This window comes from Labrys okinawensis (assembly GCF_047345005.1).
In the GTDB taxonomy this organism is placed as follows: Bacteria; Pseudomonadota; Alphaproteobacteria; order Rhizobiales; family Labraceae; genus Labrys; species Labrys okinawensis.
On the sequence record NZ_CP178864.1, the window covers coordinates 2,582,207 to 2,599,608 of the forward strand.

The 17,402-nt window shown below is 63.3% G+C and carries 15 protein-coding genes; 9 read left to right on the top strand and 6 right to left on the bottom strand.

Annotated elements, in window-relative coordinates; genetic code table 11:
- Positions 1 to 17: 17 nt before the first annotated feature.
- Entirely contained in the window at positions 18 to 1,061 is a 1,044-nt protein-coding gene (locus ACMDCR_RS12135; protein WP_413992769.1) for an alpha/beta hydrolase, read from the top strand.
- A 22-nt stretch (positions 1,062 to 1,083) separates the two neighbouring features.
- Here the strand turns inward: ACMDCR_RS12135 and ACMDCR_RS12140 are convergent, their stop codons facing one another.
- Positions 1,084 to 1,827 (bottom strand): FadR/GntR family transcriptional regulator, encoded by a 744-nt coding sequence (locus tag ACMDCR_RS12140; RefSeq protein ID WP_413992770.1) that lies wholly within the window; start codon positions 1,825 to 1,827, stop codon positions 1,084 to 1,086.
- A 242-nt stretch (positions 1,828 to 2,069) separates the two neighbouring features.
- On the opposite strand from ACMDCR_RS12140, the gene ACMDCR_RS12145 reads away from it, so the two are divergent.
- The 5 genes from ACMDCR_RS12145 to ACMDCR_RS12165 all read left to right on the top strand — a co-directional run bounded on the left by ACMDCR_RS12145 (position 2,070) and on the right by ACMDCR_RS12165 (position 7,956).
- Entirely contained in the window at positions 2,070 to 3,149 is a 1,080-nt protein-coding gene (locus tag ACMDCR_RS12145) for an ABC transporter ATP-binding protein (protein WP_413992771.1), read from the top strand.
- 10 nt (positions 3,150 to 3,159) lie between these two features.
- Positions 3,160 to 4,092, top strand: a complete 933-nt coding sequence (locus tag ACMDCR_RS12150; RefSeq protein WP_413992772.1) for a carbohydrate ABC transporter permease — start codon at positions 3,160 to 3,162, stop codon at positions 4,090 to 4,092.
- 2 nt (positions 4,093 to 4,094) lie between these two features.
- Complete coding sequence (locus tag ACMDCR_RS12155) at positions 4,095 to 4,940, top strand: carbohydrate ABC transporter permease (RefSeq protein ID WP_413992773.1); 846 nt, start codon at positions 4,095 to 4,097, stop codon at positions 4,938 to 4,940.
- A 79-nt stretch (positions 4,941 to 5,019) separates the two neighbouring features.
- Positions 5,020 to 6,342, top strand: a complete 1,323-nt coding sequence (locus ACMDCR_RS12160; protein ID WP_413992774.1) for an extracellular solute-binding protein — start codon at positions 5,020 to 5,022, stop codon at positions 6,340 to 6,342.
- 102 nt (positions 6,343 to 6,444) lie between these two features.
- Positions 6,445 to 7,956, top strand: coding sequence for an alpha-N-arabinofuranosidase (locus tag ACMDCR_RS12165; protein WP_413992775.1), 1,512 nt, complete (start codon positions 6,445 to 6,447; stop codon positions 7,954 to 7,956).
- Between the two features lie 16 nt (positions 7,957 to 7,972).
- Here the strand turns inward: ACMDCR_RS12165 and ACMDCR_RS12170 are convergent, their stop codons facing one another.
- Both ACMDCR_RS12170 and ACMDCR_RS12175 read right to left on the bottom strand, forming a co-directional pair.
- The gene (locus ACMDCR_RS12170; protein ID WP_413992776.1) at positions 7,973 to 8,566 is read right to left on the bottom strand and encodes a demethoxyubiquinone hydroxylase family protein; all 594 of its coding nucleotides are present in this window, start codon (positions 8,564 to 8,566) and stop codon (positions 7,973 to 7,975) included.
- 31 nt (positions 8,567 to 8,597) lie between these two features.
- Complete coding sequence (locus tag ACMDCR_RS12175; protein ID WP_413993829.1) at positions 8,598 to 8,945, bottom strand: hypothetical protein; 348 nt, start codon at positions 8,943 to 8,945, stop codon at positions 8,598 to 8,600.
- On the opposite strand from ACMDCR_RS12175, the gene ACMDCR_RS12180 reads away from it, so the two are divergent.
- Positions 8,913 to 9,437, top strand: coding sequence for a hypothetical protein (locus ACMDCR_RS12180; RefSeq protein ID WP_413993599.1), 525 nt, complete (start codon positions 8,913 to 8,915; stop codon positions 9,435 to 9,437). The two genes, ACMDCR_RS12175 and ACMDCR_RS12180, sit on opposite strands and share 33 nt — an antisense overlap.
- 58 nt (positions 9,438 to 9,495) lie before the next feature.
- Positions 9,496 to 10,359 carry a DUF3037 domain-containing protein gene (locus ACMDCR_RS12185; RefSeq protein ID WP_413992777.1) on the top strand — a complete coding sequence of 288 codons (864 nt, stop codon included), beginning with the start codon at positions 9,496 to 9,498 and terminating at the stop codon, positions 10,357 to 10,359.
- 1,259 nt (positions 10,360 to 11,618) lie between these two features.
- On the opposite strand, the gene scpA is transcribed toward ACMDCR_RS12185, so the two are convergent.
- Genes scpA through ACMDCR_RS12200 form a run of 3 tightly spaced genes read right to left on the bottom strand, consistent with a single transcriptional unit; the run spans position 11,619 to position 15,469 of the window.
- The gene (gene scpA / locus ACMDCR_RS12190; protein ID WP_413992778.1) at positions 11,619 to 13,775 is read right to left on the bottom strand and encodes a methylmalonyl-CoA mutase; all 2,157 of its coding nucleotides are present in this window, start codon (positions 13,773 to 13,775) and stop codon (positions 11,619 to 11,621) included.
- Complete coding sequence (locus ACMDCR_RS12195) at positions 13,772 to 15,112, bottom strand: methylmalonyl-CoA mutase family protein (RefSeq protein ID WP_413992779.1); 1,341 nt, start codon at positions 15,110 to 15,112, stop codon at positions 13,772 to 13,774. The genes scpA and ACMDCR_RS12195 overlap by 4 nt, the downstream gene beginning before the upstream one ends.
- A gap of 3 nt (positions 15,113 to 15,115) precedes the next feature.
- On the bottom strand, positions 15,116 to 15,469 hold the full coding sequence (locus ACMDCR_RS12200) for a DUF2267 domain-containing protein (protein WP_413992780.1): 354 nt from the start codon (positions 15,467 to 15,469) through the stop codon (positions 15,116 to 15,118).
- Positions 15,470 to 15,727: 258 nt separating this feature from the next.
- Here ACMDCR_RS12200 and ACMDCR_RS12205 point away from each other — a divergent pair, with 258 nt between their 5' ends.
- On the top strand, positions 15,728 to 17,230 hold the full coding sequence (locus ACMDCR_RS12205) for a helicase HerA-like domain-containing protein (RefSeq protein WP_413992781.1): 1,503 nt from the start codon (positions 15,728 to 15,730) through the stop codon (positions 17,228 to 17,230).
- Positions 17,231 to 17,402: the final 172 nt, after the last annotated feature.

Consider the following 17,402-nt stretch of genomic DNA (forward strand, 5'->3'; position numbering starts at 1 on the left):
CACAAGGATGGGATTCGATGCGGGCGGCCACGCTCTTCGCTTTGTTGGTTTCGGCTTTGACCCTGGCGGGCTGCGTCGGGATCGATGACGATTCCGGCGATGCGACCGCCTCCCTCAAGCCGGTCCTCACCACCACCGCCAGCAACGACCAGTCCGCCAGCAGGGCGCCGCTCGGCATCTGGCGCGGCGGCATGACCATGCTGGTGATGACCACCCGCAACCGCACCGGCAACGAGGAGCCCTGGTTCGGCACCGACCGCGCCTCCGATCCCACTGCGGCGCGCATGGTGATGTACCCTCCGTCCAAGAGCATGCTGGCGAGCGTCAACCCGATCTCCTCGCCCGGCTGGACCGTTGCCGGTGTCAGCCCGCTCTCAGGCGACCAGCCCGCCACGGCGCTGGCCACCCAGGCCGAGGGGCGGGACGTGCTGCTCTATGTCCACGGCTACAACGAAAGCTTCGACAGTGCGGCGACGAGCTATGCCCAGCTGGTGTCCGGCATCAAGTTCCCCGGCGTGCCGGTGCTGTTCTCCTGGCCCTCCCGCGCCGCCCTGCTCGATTATGTCACCGACAAGGACAGCGCGATGTGGTCGCGCGACGCCTTGGAGGATACGCTCACCGCACTCGTCAATGATCCGAAGGTCGGTCGCATCAACCTGATCGCCCACTCCATGGGCGGCATGGTCGCGATGGAGGCGCTCCGCTCGATGGCCGATCGCATGGGCAGCAACATGGGCGATCACTTCGGCGCGGTCGTGCTCGCCAATCCCGACGTCGACACCGATCTCTTCAAGCGCCAGATGAAGCGCCTGTCGCCGCTCACCTCGAAGATGACGGTGATCGTCTCCTCCAACGACCGTGCGCTGGAAATCTCCACCAAGCTCGCCGGCGGCGTACCCCGCGTCGGGTCGGGCGACAGTGAGGCCCTGCGGCAGACCGGCGTGAAGGTGGTGGACGCGTCCGATTTCGGCTCGGGCATCATCAACCACGACATCTTCATGAGCCGCGAGGAAGTGCGCGCCGTGGTCGCCCGCGCCATCGAGAACGCGGACGACAACTGACGACCGCAACTGGGCACCGGCTTTATTCGCCGGCGCTCCGCTCAATAATCTGGGAAGTGCCGTTCAGCGCCTCGAGTATGCGAAGCCGCGAGACCTCCAGCAAATGGCTCATCTGCCTCGAGGCTTCTTCGCCGCGCCGCTCGACGATGGCCGAGACCACGGCCTTGTAGGGCTCCAGGTCCAGCGCCTGCCCGTTGGCGCTGCGCTGGGTAAGCGTGAAGGAAACCTTCAGCGCCGTCTTGACCGCCCGTCCGATGGTGACGAACAGGCCGTTATGCGTGGCCGTCATGATGGCGAGGTGAAACTCCGTCTCCGCCCCGGCCGCCAGGGCAGGCTGCTTCAGCATGGAGACGAGATCGGCAAGACGCATCTGGATGCGTTCCAGATCCTCGACCGAACCGTCACGAGCCGCCAGGAAACAGGCGCGGGGCTCGAAGCAATTGCGCATCTCGTAGAGGTCGTCGATGATGCGCTCGTCGAACTGGGCGTTGAGGCGCCAGGACAGCACGTCCTGGTCGAGCAGGTTCCAGTCGGCGAAGGGCAGCACGCGTGTGCCGATCTTGGGCGAGACTTCGACGAGGCCCTTGGCCGCCAGGTTCTTCACGGCCTCGCGAATGGTCGATCGGCTGACGCCATAGGCCTGGCACAGGTCGTTCTCGATCGGCAGCGTGTCACCGGGCCGGAATTCCCCTGAGGTGATGCGGGTGCCGATGATGCGCGCCACCTGCGCGCTCATCGTGCTGATTGCGGTATCCCGCTCGAACATACTCATCTCCAAACCAACCCATGGCTCTGCCTGGGTATGAGCGCAGCCTTCCGGAAACGCCGTCCGCTGCTGCGCAGGGAGGACTGCCGACTCATACAATTGCTACCGAGATTGGGCAAAGAGCGCAAAAGTCCCCCAAAGCCTGTGGCCGATTTGTCGGAGCACCGATTGACAGGCCGCTCGCGTTGCATCTATCTTATCATCAGATGATAATAAGAAAAGATGGTTTGGAGGATATGCCCTTGAGTGCCATCGATATCGATCAGGTGTCCAAGAGGTACGGCGCGGTCAACGTCATTTCCGACCTCTCGCTGAAGGTTCAGTCGGGTGAATTCGTCGCGTTTCTGGGGCCGTCCGGCTGCGGCAAGTCCACGCTGCTGCGCATGATCGCCGGCCTGGAACGCGTGGACGGCGGCAGGATCTCGATCGGAGGGGAGCGCGTGGACCAGCTGCCGCCAGGGGCGCGCGGCGTTGCCATGGTGTTCCAGCACTATGCCCTCTACCCGCATATGAACATCTACGACAACATGGCTTTTGGCCTGCGCAACATCGCGCTGCCGGCCGCCGAGGTCGATCGCCGCGTCAGGGAAGCGGCGCGTATCCTGGAAATCGAGGGCCTGCTCGAGCGCAAGCCGGGACAACTGTCCGGCGGCCAGCGCCAGCGCGTTGCCATCGGCCGGGCCTTGGTGAAGAGCCCCAAGGCCTATCTTTTCGACGAGCCGCTCTCCAATCTCGATGCGGCGCTGCGCGTGCGCACCCGCATCGAACTCGCTCGCCTGCACCAGCAGTTCAGGGCCACCACCATCTTCGTCACCCATGACCAGGTCGAGGCCATGACCCTGGCCGAGCGCATCGTGGTGATGAACGCCCGCAAGGTGGAGCAGGTCGGCTCGCCCATGGAAGTCTATTCGCGCCCGGCCTCCGAATTCGTGGCGCGCTTCGTCGGTTCGCCGGCGATGAACTTCCTGCCGGTGACGATCTCCGATCGCGGCGGCTTCGCCGCGGCGAGGCTGGGGGAGGGCAGCGACATCGTCACCCGCGTGCCCGTCAACGCCCCGCCGCAGGGCGCGAAGCTGCGTCTGGGCCTGCGGGCCGAAGCCATCAGGGCCGATCCCGAAGGCAGTCTTACCGGTCAGATCGAGGTGGTGGAGCGACTCGGCGACCGCACCCATCTCTATGTCCGCCTCAAGGACGGCTCAAGCATCGTCGCCGAGGACAAGGGGCTGTCCGACGCCGCTACCGGCGCCGAGGCCCGCTTCAGGGTGGATCCGGAAGCCGCTCATCTCTTCGATGAGACTGGCCGCGCCTTCCACGCGGCGTGAGGAGAGGGCGATGTCGACCGAAACCGCCGCCCCGCCCCTCGTCGCCACACCCGCCGCCAGCCGCCATGCCGGTGCCTCCATCGGCTCGAACTGGCGCAATGGCCTGTTCATCCTGCCTTTCCTGGTCATCTATGCAGTGCTGCTGGTCTATCCGCTGTTCCGCGGCATCTGGATCAGCTTCCAGACCTACGACATGTTCGATCAGACCGCGTCTTTCGATGGACTGGCGAACTACAAGCGTCTGCTCGTCGACAAGGTCTTCCTGCGAACCGTGTTCAACACCTTCGCCTTCGTGGTGATGACGGTGCCGGCCTTCGTCGCCATCGGCCTTGCCCTTGCCCTGGCGCTGAACCGGGAGGGCCGCACCGGCGCGGTCTTGCGGGCGATCTTTTTCGGCACGTCGGTGCTCTCGGTGACCATCGTCACCATCATCTGGAAGATGATGTACCTGCCGGATCGCGGCCTGATCGCCGGGGTGCTCTCCATTTTCGGCGTCGCGCCCGTCGAGTTCACCACCAGCGCCGACCTCGCCCTGATCTCCGTGGCGATCTGCACGGTGTGGTGGATCATCGGCCTGCCGATGATGTTCTTCCTTGCCGCCCTCCAGCAGATACCGGGCGAGCTCTACGAAGCAGCCGCCCTCGACAATGCCAGCCGCTGGCGCTCCTTCTGGGCTATCACGCTACCCTCGATCCGGCGCACCATGCTGGTGGTGACGATCTACGAGATCGTCGCGCAGTTCCAGCTCTTCGGCCAGGCCCAGTTGCTCACCAAGGGCGGTCCCAACAATGTGTCCCGTCCCATCGTGCTGTTCATCTACGAGGAGGGCTTCCAGCGCTGGAATGTCGGCTACGCCGCGGCCGCCTCGGAAATCCTGTTCCTGCTCATGGCCGTGGCCGCGATCGTGCAATACATCGCCGGCCGCCGCCGGTCGGAGGGCTGAACATGGCGGCGTCGCAACAGATCGTCGGCCGTGGCGCCGGCAACAAGCTCATCCTGGCCGCCGTAATCCTTTTGGCGGTCATTTGGCTGGTGCCGGTCGCCTGGGTCCTCATCCTCTCCTTCAAGCCCAATGCGGAGCTGATGCTCTCGACCAACACGGCCCTCCACCCGCCCTACACATTGAAGAACTATACCGACATCCTGGCTTCCTCCGGCGTATTCCGCTGGCTGTTCAACAGCATGGTTGTGGCCCTCGGCATGACGGCGGGCACGCTGGTGCTCTCCTCGCTTGCCGGCTACGGCTTCGCCCGCACCGAATTTCCCGGTCGCGATATCCTGTTCATCGTCGTGTTGCTGGGCATGGCCGTGCCGGAGCAGGCGCTGATCATCGCCCGCCATCAGATGTTCACAGACTGGAAGATGCACAATGGCTATCCGGCGCTGATCCTGCCGGGCCTGTCCAACGCCTTCGGCGTCTTCCTGATGACGCAATATTTCAAGGCGATCCCACGCGATATCGACGAGGCGGCGATGCTGGACAATGCCTCGCGCTTCAAGATTTTCTGGAAAGTGGTGCTGCCGCTGACTATTCCCGCGCAGGCGACGCTCGGCATCTTCACTTTCCTCACCGCCTGGAACGACTATCTCTGGCCGCTGATCTCGGCGACCAAGCCGGAGATGTTCACGCTCACGGTCGGCATTGCCTCGACGCAGACCAATTTCGCCCAGTCGGAAGGGCTCGGCTACCTGATGGCCCAGGCCGTGTTCGCCGGGCTGCCCGTCTTCATCGTCTACCTGTTCTTCCAGAAATACATCGTCCGCGCCGTGGCCGGAGCAGCCATTCGCTGATCTGCGGCGCGTCCTTGAAGTCCCGCGTCCTGGCCGGGCGCCCGAATGTGAACAAGATCGGCCGAAACGGAGGAAATGCATGACCACAATGAGGAGACTGTTCTACGCCGGGGCTGCGTTGCTGATGTCGACCCAGTTCTCCCTGGCCCAGGACAAGACGGAGATTTCGGTTTCCCGTTTCTTCGGTGCCTGCGAGGCCGACTACGGCACGCTGACCGATGTCAGCAAAGCCAATGGCGAATGCGGCATCGTCACCGCCCTGATCAACAAATTCAACGCCGAGAGCAAGGACACGCATGTCAAGGTCGATATTGTGGAGTGGCCCGGCTACGACCAGCTGACGGCACGCATCCGCTCCGGGGAGCCGCCGACCATCTCGGTGATGCATGAGGCGGTGATCAGCGATTATTCCTCGCGCGGCCTGCTCGAACCCCTCGATGACGGACTGAAGGCGGCTGGTGTCGATGCCGCCGACTTTACCGATGCGGCCAAGGCTGGCGTGACCAAGGACGGCAAGATCTACGCGCTGCCTTTCGATACCCACACCTGGCTCTGGCACATCAACCTCAACCTGTTCAAGCAGGCGGGACTGGTGGATGCCTCCGGCAATCCGATCCTGCCCAAGAGCGCGGACGAATTGCTGTCGCAGGCTCAGCAATTCAAGGAGAAGACGGGCAAGCCTTATTTCGTCTCCACCCTCGCCAATGAGCAGGCGGCCTATACCCGCACCTTCGATACGCTGCTCTACCAGCAGAACTTCGACTTCTTCGCCGACCCGACCAAGGTCAATTTTGCCACGCCCGAGGCCAAGAACGCCGCGACGTTGCTCAAGGCCATCTTCGACAAGGACTACACCACCAAGGGCCAGGACTACGCCGCTTCGGTGGCGGGGTTCAGCAATGGCGATGGCGGTGTCTTCATCTGTGGCACCTGGCTCGTCGATACCTATGACCAGGAATCGAAGAAGAGCGGCGTGCCGCTCTCCAACGGCTACACGGTGGTGCCGTTCCCGCAGCTTTATCCCGGCAGCCCGCGCGTGTGGGCCGATGGCCATAGCTGGGTGATCCTCAAGGCCGATCTCACTGACCCCCAGCGCAAATCGGCCTATGAATTCCTGAAATTCCTCTGGGACAACGACTTCCAGTGGGCCCGCACCGGCCACCTGCCGATCCGCAAATCGGTGGCAGACAGCGCCGACTTCAAGGCCCTGCCGCATCGCACCGCGCTCATGCCGCTGACGCAGACGGGCACCGCGCTACCGGCCGCCGTGAAGCGCCAGTTTGCCATCCAGGACATCGAGGGCGAAGAGATCGCCTCGGCCATGCGCGGTGACAAGGACGTCGACAGCGCCCTGGCCGACGCCCAATCCCGCATCAACGACCTGCTGGCGAACGCCAAATAATCGGGCCTCGCCAGCCAGGGACACGGGCAGACTCCCAATGCCCGTGTCCCGCCCCATCCGCAACCGTCCTTGCCCTGCCAGCTTCAGAGAGCCACCTTCGCCATGCCTTCCGCACGCCTTACCGTCGACCACGATTTCGTCATCTCCGACCTCGACCGCCGCATCTTCGGCACCTTCGTCGAGCATATGGGGCGCTGCGTCTACACCGGCATTTTCGAGCCCGGCCATCCCACCGCCGACGCGCAGGGCTTCCGCGAGGATGTCGCCGACCTGACGAGGGAGCTGGGCGTCACAATCGTACGCTATCCGGGTGGAAACTTCCTCTCGGGCTATAATTGGGAGGATGGCGTGGGGCCGGCCGAAAAGCGTCCGCGCCGGCTCGATCTCGCCTGGTTTTCCACCGAGACCAATGCCTTCGGCACCAACGAGTTCGTCGACTGGTCACGCAAGGTCGGCGTCGAGCCGATGTTCGGCGTCAATCTGGGCACGCGCGATCATGATGCGGCGCGCCGCTTCATCGAATATTGCAACCATCCCGGCGGCACGGAACTGTCGGAGCTGCGCCGCAGCCACGGCTATGACAAGCCGCACGACATCAAGTTCTGGTGCCTCGGCAACGAGATGGATGGCCCCTGGCAGATTGGTGCCAAGACGGCCTCCGAATATGGCCGCGCCGCCCACGAGACGGCCAAGGTGATGCGCTGGGTCGATCCCTCGATCGAGCTCGCCGCCTGCGGCTCGTCCAACCGCGACATGGCCACCTATGCGCGCTGGGAATACGAAGTCCTCGATCACTGCTTCGACCATGTCGACTTCATCTCCCTGCACACCTATTTCATGAATCCGCATGACAGCACGGAGGAGTTCCTCGGCAATATCGAATTGCTGGAATTCTTCATCCGCGAAGTCGTCGCCATTGCCGATGCCGTGGCTGCCACGCGCCGCTCGCCCAAGCGCATCATGCTGTCGCTCGACGAATGGAATGTCTGGTACAAGGCCCGCACGCACGAGCACCTGCGCAAGCCCGGCTGGCCCGAGCATCCGCCGCTGATCGAGGAGGTCTACAACACCGAGGACGCGCTGCTGATCGGCGGTGCGCTGATCACGCTCCTCAACAATTCGGACCGGGTGAAATGCGCCTGCGTCGCCCAGCTGGTGAATATCATCGGCCCGATCATGACCGAACCGGGCGGCCCGGCCTGGCGCCAGACCATCTTCCACCCCTTCGCCCTCACGGCCCGCTACGCCCATGGCCGGGTGTTGCGCTCGCTGATCTCCTCGCCTTCCTATGCCGGCAAGACGGCGCCTGAAATGCCCTATCTCCACGCCTGCGTCACCGAGGACGAGAGCACCGGGCAGGTCGCTATCTTCGCGCTCAACCGCCATCTCGGCGAGCCGATGGAGCTGGAAGTGGTGCTGCGCGGCTTCGGCGGCGGGCGTCGCATCATCGAGGCCCAGCAGATCCATCATCCCAACATGAAGGCCGTGAACACCAAGGACGCACAGGATACGGTCGCCCCCGCGCCGATCCAGAACGTGACGCTGGATGGCGATCGCCTGACGGCCCGCCTGATGCCGGGCTCCTGGAATGTGATCGTCACAACGCCGGTGTGAGCGGCGCGCGGGGGGACTAGCTTGTCTTGGCCTGCCGAAGCGCCCGCGCCATGCGGGTGGAGTCGCCCCAGGTCGAAAGCCAGATCATCAGGTCGGTCAGCACCGTGATCGTGCCATGCAGGGCGGCTTGCGTGGCGTTCATGGTCTGGAGATGGGATTGCGCGGTGTGGAGGTGCGCGAGTTCCTCCTCGTTGATGTCGAGGATGATGGCTTTCACGCTCTCGTCCCGTCCCGCCAGGAAATGCAACTGGTCGCCGAGATGGCGATGTACGGCCGCTTCCACCGCCGCCGTGCAGACCCAGATCGATTGGCGCCCGGCGAGGGCCGTGAAGAAGCCGAGCAGGAAACCGCCGAGACTCCAGAACTGCATCACACGGCAGGGACGCGATCGGCGGCTCGGCATGGCGGCCCGGAACAGGTGGCAGTGACGGATCTCGTCCCCGAGCATCTCGGTGAGTGGAGGCACGAGATTCGGCCATAGGCGCCTGGCCACCACGATCTGAGCGCCATAGATCCGGATAGCGCCATATTCGCCGGCGTGGTTGACGCGCAGGATGCGGGCAATGGTCAACCGGTCGCGGGCCTCGACATGGGCGGCGGGGATCCACATCGTTATTCCTCGCCCCTTCTCGTGGTTTGCCTTATGTAGGTGACATGAAGGCAAAAATAGTAGTGGCCAATGGTAGGCCATGGAAAGTTCCGTGAAGTTGCGATACCCAATTATCAAATAAGCAAGAATGCGGTGGGGTGCCGGTGCTGTCCAGAGTCAGTGCAGTAGAATTTGTGAGGCCGATTATCAACGGCAAGACAGCTCCTTTCTCATCGGCTGCGAGGAACCAGGAGGTCGAGGCAATATCGAGGTAGTCACAAAATACTCTTCTGGTTGTGAGCGCCGAGAAGTAAGTCTTTCCTGTGAGGTTATTAGTGCCTGCCTTGCGGCGGACCTCGGTCTTCCAATAAATGAGCCCTTTTTGGTCGAACTTGCCCATGACTTCATAGAGGCTGTGCCGGATGCCATCCATCGCCAACGAATGGCAAACAGCAATTTCGTCGCGTTTGGGTCGAAGCTCGTCACGGGCTTCTCGTCCTGGTCAAGCGGACGCCTTATTTCCAGTGCACTTTTGCCAATCGCTGCTGCTGTGTTCACATTCGATGCTATCGTGCAGAACCCCGACCGCAGGGACGGAAATCCCAATTGTTTGGTCAGTGGCGACAGCATTCGGATTATCGATCATGAACTGACGTTTGGCCACAGACTGATTCTTCTTTGGCGTCCGCCGTGGCAACTCGGCTCGCTTCGACATTTGAAATGCCTGGCATGCATATTTTTCGATCAGGCCTTTTGGGCCAGGACATTGATTATCAACCTATCAGGGACGCGTGGGCGAACTTGTCAGATGCCCGCATCGAGCAATATGGAAATGCCATACCTCCTGAATGGGCGAATGCTGCAGCCGAGGTCCAAAGTGCGTTACAACTGATTAAAGATGCGCGTGATAATATAGATGCGTGCATCTCTGAGATAAGGCGGGTGCTCCAATGACGTTGAGGCAACCATACACCTACACGATCCTCCGATATGTTCATGACGTGGTGACAGGGGAATTCATCAATGTCGGCGTGCTGATGTTTGTTCCCAGGTCAAACTTAGTGAAGTTCGGGGGCCGCTCTTCGATAGGGCGCATAAAGCAGGTTTTTCCCGACCTTAACCGAACTGCGTTTCTAAGCGGCGTGCGAGCCGTCGAGCGTTCGGCTACACGCATCGCAAAGCAGTTGAAGCAGGGCGACCTACTTTCGGAGCACAAGGATGCGTCTTCCATCGCTCGCACGATATTGATGACGGACGATAGTTCCTTGCAATGGTCGCCGATCGCGGGTGGTGTAACGGACAATCCAGAGAAGACGTTTGATCGCCTATACTGCCGCTTTGTAAGTCGATACGACACCAAGACGACTCATCGGCGTACTGATGATGATATCTGGAAGCCGGTGCGCGCACTCCTCGAAAGCCGAGCCGTGCCAGTCCAATTCGATGAAAAACAGGTGACTGGACGGACCGACGAAATTGTTTTCAAGCGCGCTTGGAAAAACGGGATGTGGCACGCGTATGAGCCGCTCTCATTTGACCTCGCCGATGCGGATGGGATCAAGGATAAGGCACGACGCTGGCGCGGACACTTGGAAGCTGTTCGAGATGGGGCAACGGTAGACGTCAAGCTCCATTTCTTGGTTGGAGCGCCGCAGGACTCGACACTTGAGCCGGCATATAGGAATGCCATCAAGATTTTGAGTGAAGCTGCATTTGAGCCAGAAATTTTTGAGGAGACCCAAATCTCAACGCTGGTCAATCAGATAGAGGATGAAGTTCGGGAACACGCGATCACGCCGCAGCGGCCAACCTGACCGCTCTGTTTTACGATAGACTCCTCGCCTTGCACTGCCTCGCGAAGATCTCCGACATTACGGTGACAGTTTACTAAATTTGGAATCTGGCCTGCGTGCCCCTGGGCGAGATGCCGGCCTGTTGTCATCGGTGAGAGCCCAGTTCGGATGGGTATGACGGCGCCTGCAGCGACGGCGCCCGTTGCCGTCTGATCTTCCACGGTGTCGGAAACGCCGGCAAGCCGCCAGCCTCCCGATCTATCTGCAGCCTGGTGCTGGCGCGTCGGGCAGGGCGCATTGTTGACTGTCCGGCTGGCCCCTCCTGGTCCGCCTGATTTCGGCTCTGGCCGGCCGCGCCCGGCGTGCCGTTGGAGTACGTTGGACAAATAGGACCATACCTCGACATTCCATTCCTGCTTTGCTCTACTCGCCCCCGGAGCGAAGGAGGGCGGGGCTCGTAAATCCGGATCATGACCGGTGGCCCCGCCCCTTCCACCCACCCCGATGTCCTGCGGCCTTGCCAGCCGCGCTGCCAGTGGTCCGGACTGCCTGCGAGAATGGAGCCTCGCGGGATTGGATCGCGTGTAGGGGATATCGTCCGGCGGCTTCAGCCGGCCTTCAGGCGAAAGCCTGTGGGTCGTCGCCGAGCCGGATGCGGGGCTTGAGGAGAGGCGGATGGACCGCTCACGGCGCAATGGAACATCATCCTTGCGCCGCAGATGCGTCCCCGGGACCAGGAGAGAGGCCGGCCGCTCCGGGCCGGATCACTTGCGTTGCCTACGTCATCTGGCGCAGGTCATCGTGGGCCCTGGTTTCGACGCTTCGTGGGTGAGGCGCAGGACGATCCCACCCGGTCCCGCATGGCTGCGGGAGGGCCTGGGGGCCTGCGCCATCCAGCATGTCCCGGATGCCAGGAGAGCGACGTGATCTCCAGGGCGACAGGGCGTGCCTTCCCGAATCGGCAAGGGCCGGGAAGAGGCCGGTCCGGCATGCGCGTTGTTGGCATGTGCGGGATCGGTGCGGGGCAACCTGCCGGAATAAGGTGACGGCGGCTTTCCCCAACAAGCCCGCCAGAGCCATGAACCAGCAAGGCACGGCTTTCCTGCGGAAAGCCGCCGTCACCTTGACTGCGCCCGCCGTCATGACTCAGCCCGAAAGGGCGTGAGAATGTGGTCGCTTGGCTATTTGTCACCCCTCGTGCCCCTTCGCCGGAATGACGAAACCTCAAACCGTGGAACTTCAGGGGCCGCTGGTAGGGGTCTTCGCGGTGGAAAGGACCATCATCCCTGCGCGGGCCTGTTGTGATGGCGGTGACGCAATTGCGCGAGCAGTTCGGCGAGGAGGTTTTCCGCCGCCTCGGCGATCACCGTGCCGGGCGGGAAGATCGCCTGGGCGCCGGCGGCGTAGAGCGCCTCGAAATCCTGTTCCGGTACCACGCCGCCCACCACGATCATGATATCGGGCCGGCCCTCGGCCACCAACGCCTGGCGCAGGGCCGGAACCAGCGTGAGATGGCCGGCGGTGAGGGAGGAGATGCCGACGATATGAACGTCGCTGTCGGCAGCCTGCTTTGCCACTTCCTCGGGTGTGGCGAAGAGGGGCCCGATCTCGACCTCGAAGCCGAGATCGCCGAAGGCCGAGGCGATCACCTTCTGGCCGCGGTCGTGCCCGTCCTGCCCCATCTTCGCGACCAGTATTTTCGGCGGGCGGCCTTCCTCCTCTCGGAAGGTCGCCGTCTGGCGCTGCACGCTGGCAACGCGCTCCTCGCCCATGCCGGCCCTGTAGACGCCGGCCATCGAGCGGATTTCGGCCTTGTGGCGGCTGAACACCTTCTCCAGCGCGGCGGAGATCTCCCCGACCGTCGCCTTGGCCCGGGCCGCGTCGACGGCGAGCGCGAGGAGGTTGCCATCGCCGGCTGCGCCCTCGCTAAGCGCGTCCAACGTCCGGGCGAGGGCTTGCGGATCGCGTTCGGCCCGGAGCCGATCGAGCTTGGCGATCTGGGCTGCGCGCACGGCGGAATTATCCACCTTGAGCAGTTCGAGCGGCGGCTCGGATTGCGGCTTGTAGATGTTGACGCCGATCACCGATTGCTCGCCGGAATCGATGCGCGCCTGCGTCCGGCTGGCGGCTTCCTCGATGCGCAGCTTGGGCAGGCCGGCTTCGATAGCTTTCGCCATGCCGCCCATGGCCTCGACTTCCCCGATGTGCTTCCAGGCTTTCGCCGCCAGATCCTCCGTCAGGCGCTCGATGGCGTGGGAGCCGCCCCAGGGATCGATCAGCCGCGTGGTGCCGCTCTCCTGCTGCAGCACGAGCTGGGTGTTGCGGGCGATGCGGGCGGAAAAGTCGGTCGGCAGCGCCAGCGCCTCGTCGAGCGCGTTGGTGTGGAGGGACTGCGTGCCGCCTTGCGTGGCCGCCATCGCCTCGATCATGGTGCGGGTGACGTTGTTGAAGACGTCCTGCGCCGTGAGCGACCAGCCCGAGGTCTGGCAATGCGTGCGCAGGGCCAGGGACTTGGCCGATTTGGGGTGGAACTGCTTGACGAGACGGGTCCAGAGCAGCCGGGCCGCACGAAGCTTCGCCACCTCCATGAAGAAATTCATGCCGATGGCGAAGAAGAAGGAGAGGCGCGGCGCGAAATGGTCGATGTCGAGCCCCGCCTTGAGGCCGGCACGGATATATTCGACGCCATCGGCCAGCGTATAGGCGAGCTCCAGGTCCTGCGTCGCTCCGGCTTCCTGCATGTGATAGCCGGAGATCGAGACGGCGTTGAACTTCGGCATGTTTTTCGCCGTGTAGTTCAGGATATCGCCGACGATGCGCATCGAGGGGCCCGGCGGGTAGATATAGGTGTTGCGGACCATGAACTCCTTCAGAATGTCGTTCTGAATGGTTCCGGCCAGCTTCTGCGGCGGCACGCCCTGTTCCTCGGCGGCCACGATGTAGAGCGCCAGGATCGGCAGCACGGCGCCGTTCATGGTCATCGAGACCGACATCTCCTCGAGCGGGATGCCCTCGAAGAGCGTGCGCATGTCGATGATGGAATCGATGGCGACACCGGCCATGCCGACATCGCCAGTCACGCGCGGGTGGTCGGAATCATAGCCGCGATGGGTGGCGAGATCGAAGGCGATGGACAGGCCCTTCTGCCCGGCGGCGAGATTGCGCCGATAGAAGGCGTTCGAATCCTCGGCCGTGGAGAAGCCGGCATATTGGCGGATGGTCCAGGGCTGCTGGACATACATGGTCGGGTATGGGCCGCGCAGGAAGGGCGGCTGGCCCGGCCAGCCGTCGAGATCCGCGGAGCCGAGAATATCGGCCTCCGTGTTGACGGCCCTGACCTCGATGCCCTCGGGCGTGAGCCAGGTCTCGTCCGAGAAGAGCGATAGCGCTGCCGGGCGTTGGAGGCCGAGACGGGAGAAATCGGGGATGCGGCTCATGGTGCGGCCTCGAAGTCGAGCGCGTCTCGGCGGCGGCGGAGAGCGGGGACAGGCAGCTCAGCCGTGCTCTCGACGAGAGGGCGCAGCACGGAGACCGGCGCCTCCTCGGCGAGCGCATATATACTGGCACCGACGATGGGGCCCGGCGGGGCGCGCAGGCGGTCGATCTGTGCCTGCACCCAGCCCGATTGCAGCGCCTTCACAATGCCATGCTCCCGCTCGATGGCCTGCAGAAGCGTCCAGGCCGCTTCGCACAGGCTTTCCGTCATCGCCTCCAGTCCGCCGGAGCCGGCGGCGGGATCGGTGATGCGATGGAGATTGGCCTCGCTGATCAGCACATGCTGGCAGTTGCGCGAGATGCGGCGGGCATGGGCGTCGGGCAGGCCGTTGGCGCTGGTGAAGGGCAGGGTGGTGACGCTGTCGGCACCGCCGAGGCCCGCCGCCGCCGTGGCGAGGCCGCCGCGCAGGATATTGGTGGCGGGATCGCGCCGGCTCAGCATGCGCCAGGCCGTCTCGGCATGCAGGTGGATCGGCGCCGGGGCGAGATCGCAGGCTTTTTCGATTTGCTGCCAGGCAAGGCGTAGCGCCCGGAACTTGGCGATGGTGGCGAAGACATTCTGGTCGGCTGCGAGGGTGAAGCCGATGCAGTGGCGCGCTTCCTCCAGACGGATGCCCGTTGCCTCCAAGATGCGCAGATAGGCCAGGCCTGCCGAAAGCACGCAGGCGAGCTCCAGGCCCGGTGTCGCGCCTGCCTCGTGGAAGACGCGCCCATCGGCGGTCACCACCGTACCGTTCTGCCGATGGCTCGCCAGCACCGAGACCGTGGAAGGCCACGCCGGAGGCAAGGCGCCCGTGGCTGCAAGCAGTCCAACGGGATCATAGCCATAGTGGACGGTGCCGCCGGGGATCTCGCCGAGCAGGCGGGCGACGTCGAGCGTATGCGCTCCGGCATCGAGGTGCAGGACGACGGCATCCCGCTGCACCTTGTCCAGCAGCCGGGCTAGATCGCCGGCGAATGGAATGGCGACGCCGAAGCCGCGCGCATAAGGGCTGTGGTTGGTGACCAGGGAGAGGCCACCGGCGCCGCCTTCAAGGTCCTCCAGCGCCAGCGCATTGGCCTCCACCGCCTGCGGATGGTCGACACGCTGGACGATGGTCCAGGGTGTGGCTGGGCGACGGCCGGGAATGGGGGCGGTGCCGGAGCGCCTGGGATAGACGGGTTCGAGGCGGATGCCGTCGGGCGTGAGGGTGGTCAGCGTATCCTGGTAGGACGCCCCTTTCAGCACACCCGCGACGGCTTCGCGCCATCGCGCCTCATCCTCTCCCATCCCGCTCATGGCTCAGACGAATTGCCGCAGTTCGGGGATCTCGGCCACGATCTTGCCGACGACCTCCGGCCCCGCCTCCTTCTCGGCGAAGGCGAAGAGCTCCTTGCCGATGCCCTGGATCTGGTTGAGGTCGAGGCCGAGCGCCATCAGCTGGCCGCCGAGGCCGGCAATGCCGCCACCGACGTGGCCGACCATGCCGGCGAGCATGCCCATGAAGCCGCCGCTCTGAGCATTCATCGCCTCATTGGTAACTTCCCGGGCACCCTTTATGGAGTCGACCAGCTTCGCCACCGCGTCGGCGGGGCCTTCACGTTCGAGGAAGGCAAGCACCGCACCGACGGCCTGCGTTGCAACATCGGGGCTCACACCAACTTTCGCTGATAATTGGGCGACCAGCTCTTCCATATTCTTTTCTCCCTGACGTTACGCCGATGCTACCAGAGTTTCATGGTGCGCATACCGCCTTTCTCTGTTTCGTATTTTAACATGGAGATCAAGGCCGCAGGCGAGCCTATTCAGGCAGCCGGTTGGGCGTAACCCGGCACCATCACGAGGCGACCATGGCGAGAGGCTGCCCGTGCCTATATGGTGCGCCGCCAAACCGACTGGGCTGGGACAGACAAGATGATCGATCAGAGCCGGATTTTCGTCGCCAAGGGCAGTGAGCCCAACTATCTCACCGTGGCCTTCGGCAATCGCCATGGGCTGATCACCGGGGCGACCGGTACCGGCAAGACGGTGACGCTGCAGGTGCTCGCCGAGGGATTTTCGGCGCGCGGCGTGCCGGTATTCGCCGCCGACATCAAGGGTGATCTTTCCGGCGTGTCGCAGCGGGGCGAAGCCAAGGACTTCATCCTCAAGCGCGCGGCCGATGTGGGCATCACCTATGAGCCCGAGCAGTTTCCGGTGCAGTTCTGGGATATCTTCGGCGAGCAGGGCGCCCCGATCAGAGCCACCATCTCCGACATGGGGCCGTTGCTGCTCTCCCGCATGCTGCTGCTGAACGATGTCCAGGAGGGCGTCCTCAACGTTGCCTTCAAGCTTGCCGACGACCAGGGCCTGCTACTGCTCGACCTCAAGGATCTGCGTGCCCTGCTGGCCGACATGACCGAGAACGCGGCAGAGCTGGTAACGACCTATGGCAATGTCTCCAAGAGCAGCGTGGGCGCCATCCAGCGCCAGCTCCTGGTGCTGGAGCAGCAGGGCGGCGACAAGTTCTTCGGCGAACCGGCCTTGTCGCTCGTCGATATCGGCCTCGTCGATGCAAGGGGGCGCGGCACCATCAACATCCTGGCCGCCGACAAGCTGATGGTAGCGCCGCAGCTCTATGCCACCTTTCTGCTCTGGCTGATGTCCGAGTTGTTCGAGCAACTCCCCGAAGTGGGGGATCTCGACAAACCCAAGCTCGTCTTCTTCTTCGACGAGGCTCATCTTCTCTTCGACGATGCGCCACCCGCTCTCCTTCGGAAGATCGAGCAGGTCGTGCGCCTTATCCGCTCCAAGGGCATCGGCATCTATTTCATCACCCAGAATCCACTCGACGTGCCCGATACGGTGCTTGGGCAGCTCGGCAATCGCGTCCAGCATGCGCTGCGCGCCTTCACACCGCGCGACCAGAAGGCAGTCAAGGCAGCGGCCGAGACCTTCCGACCCAATCCGGACATCGATACCGCACGCGTGATTTCGGAACTGGGCAAGGGCGAGGCCCTGGTGTCATTCCTGGAAGGTAACGGCGTGCCAGTCATGGTGCAGCGTGCGCTTATCCTGCCGCCTGCTGCCCGGGTCGGCGCGATCACGCCGGCTGAACGTCAGGCGATTCAACAGTCCTCGCCCCTTCGCGGCAAGTATGAGACGCCTGTCGACCGCGATTCGGCCTTCGAAATGCTCCAGCGCCGGATCACCCAAGGGGGTACGGATCCTGAAAACAGCCAGAACGGCGGTGGATTCCTCGGTGGCGTGCTCGGCAGTGTATTCGGAGGCACCGCTTCCGGAAAGAGCACATCGGGCCGGATGTCGACCTCGGAGGCCGTTATTCGCTCGGTCACACGCACAATTGCGACCACCGCGGGCCGCGAAATTACCCAGGCGATCCTACGCGGTGTGCTCGGCGGGCGTTCCCGCAGATAGAGGCCGAAAAGCCGTAGTCACGCAACTGATATATCAATATACTTCTGAGGTAGTTGCACCTAGTTTACGTAGCGTAATGCCGAATTTATCATATTGCTTTTGCCCACGGACTGGGGAAGTATTGTTGGTGCATTATACGTTTGGGTATCTGGGACGTATGAGCTTTTGCGGC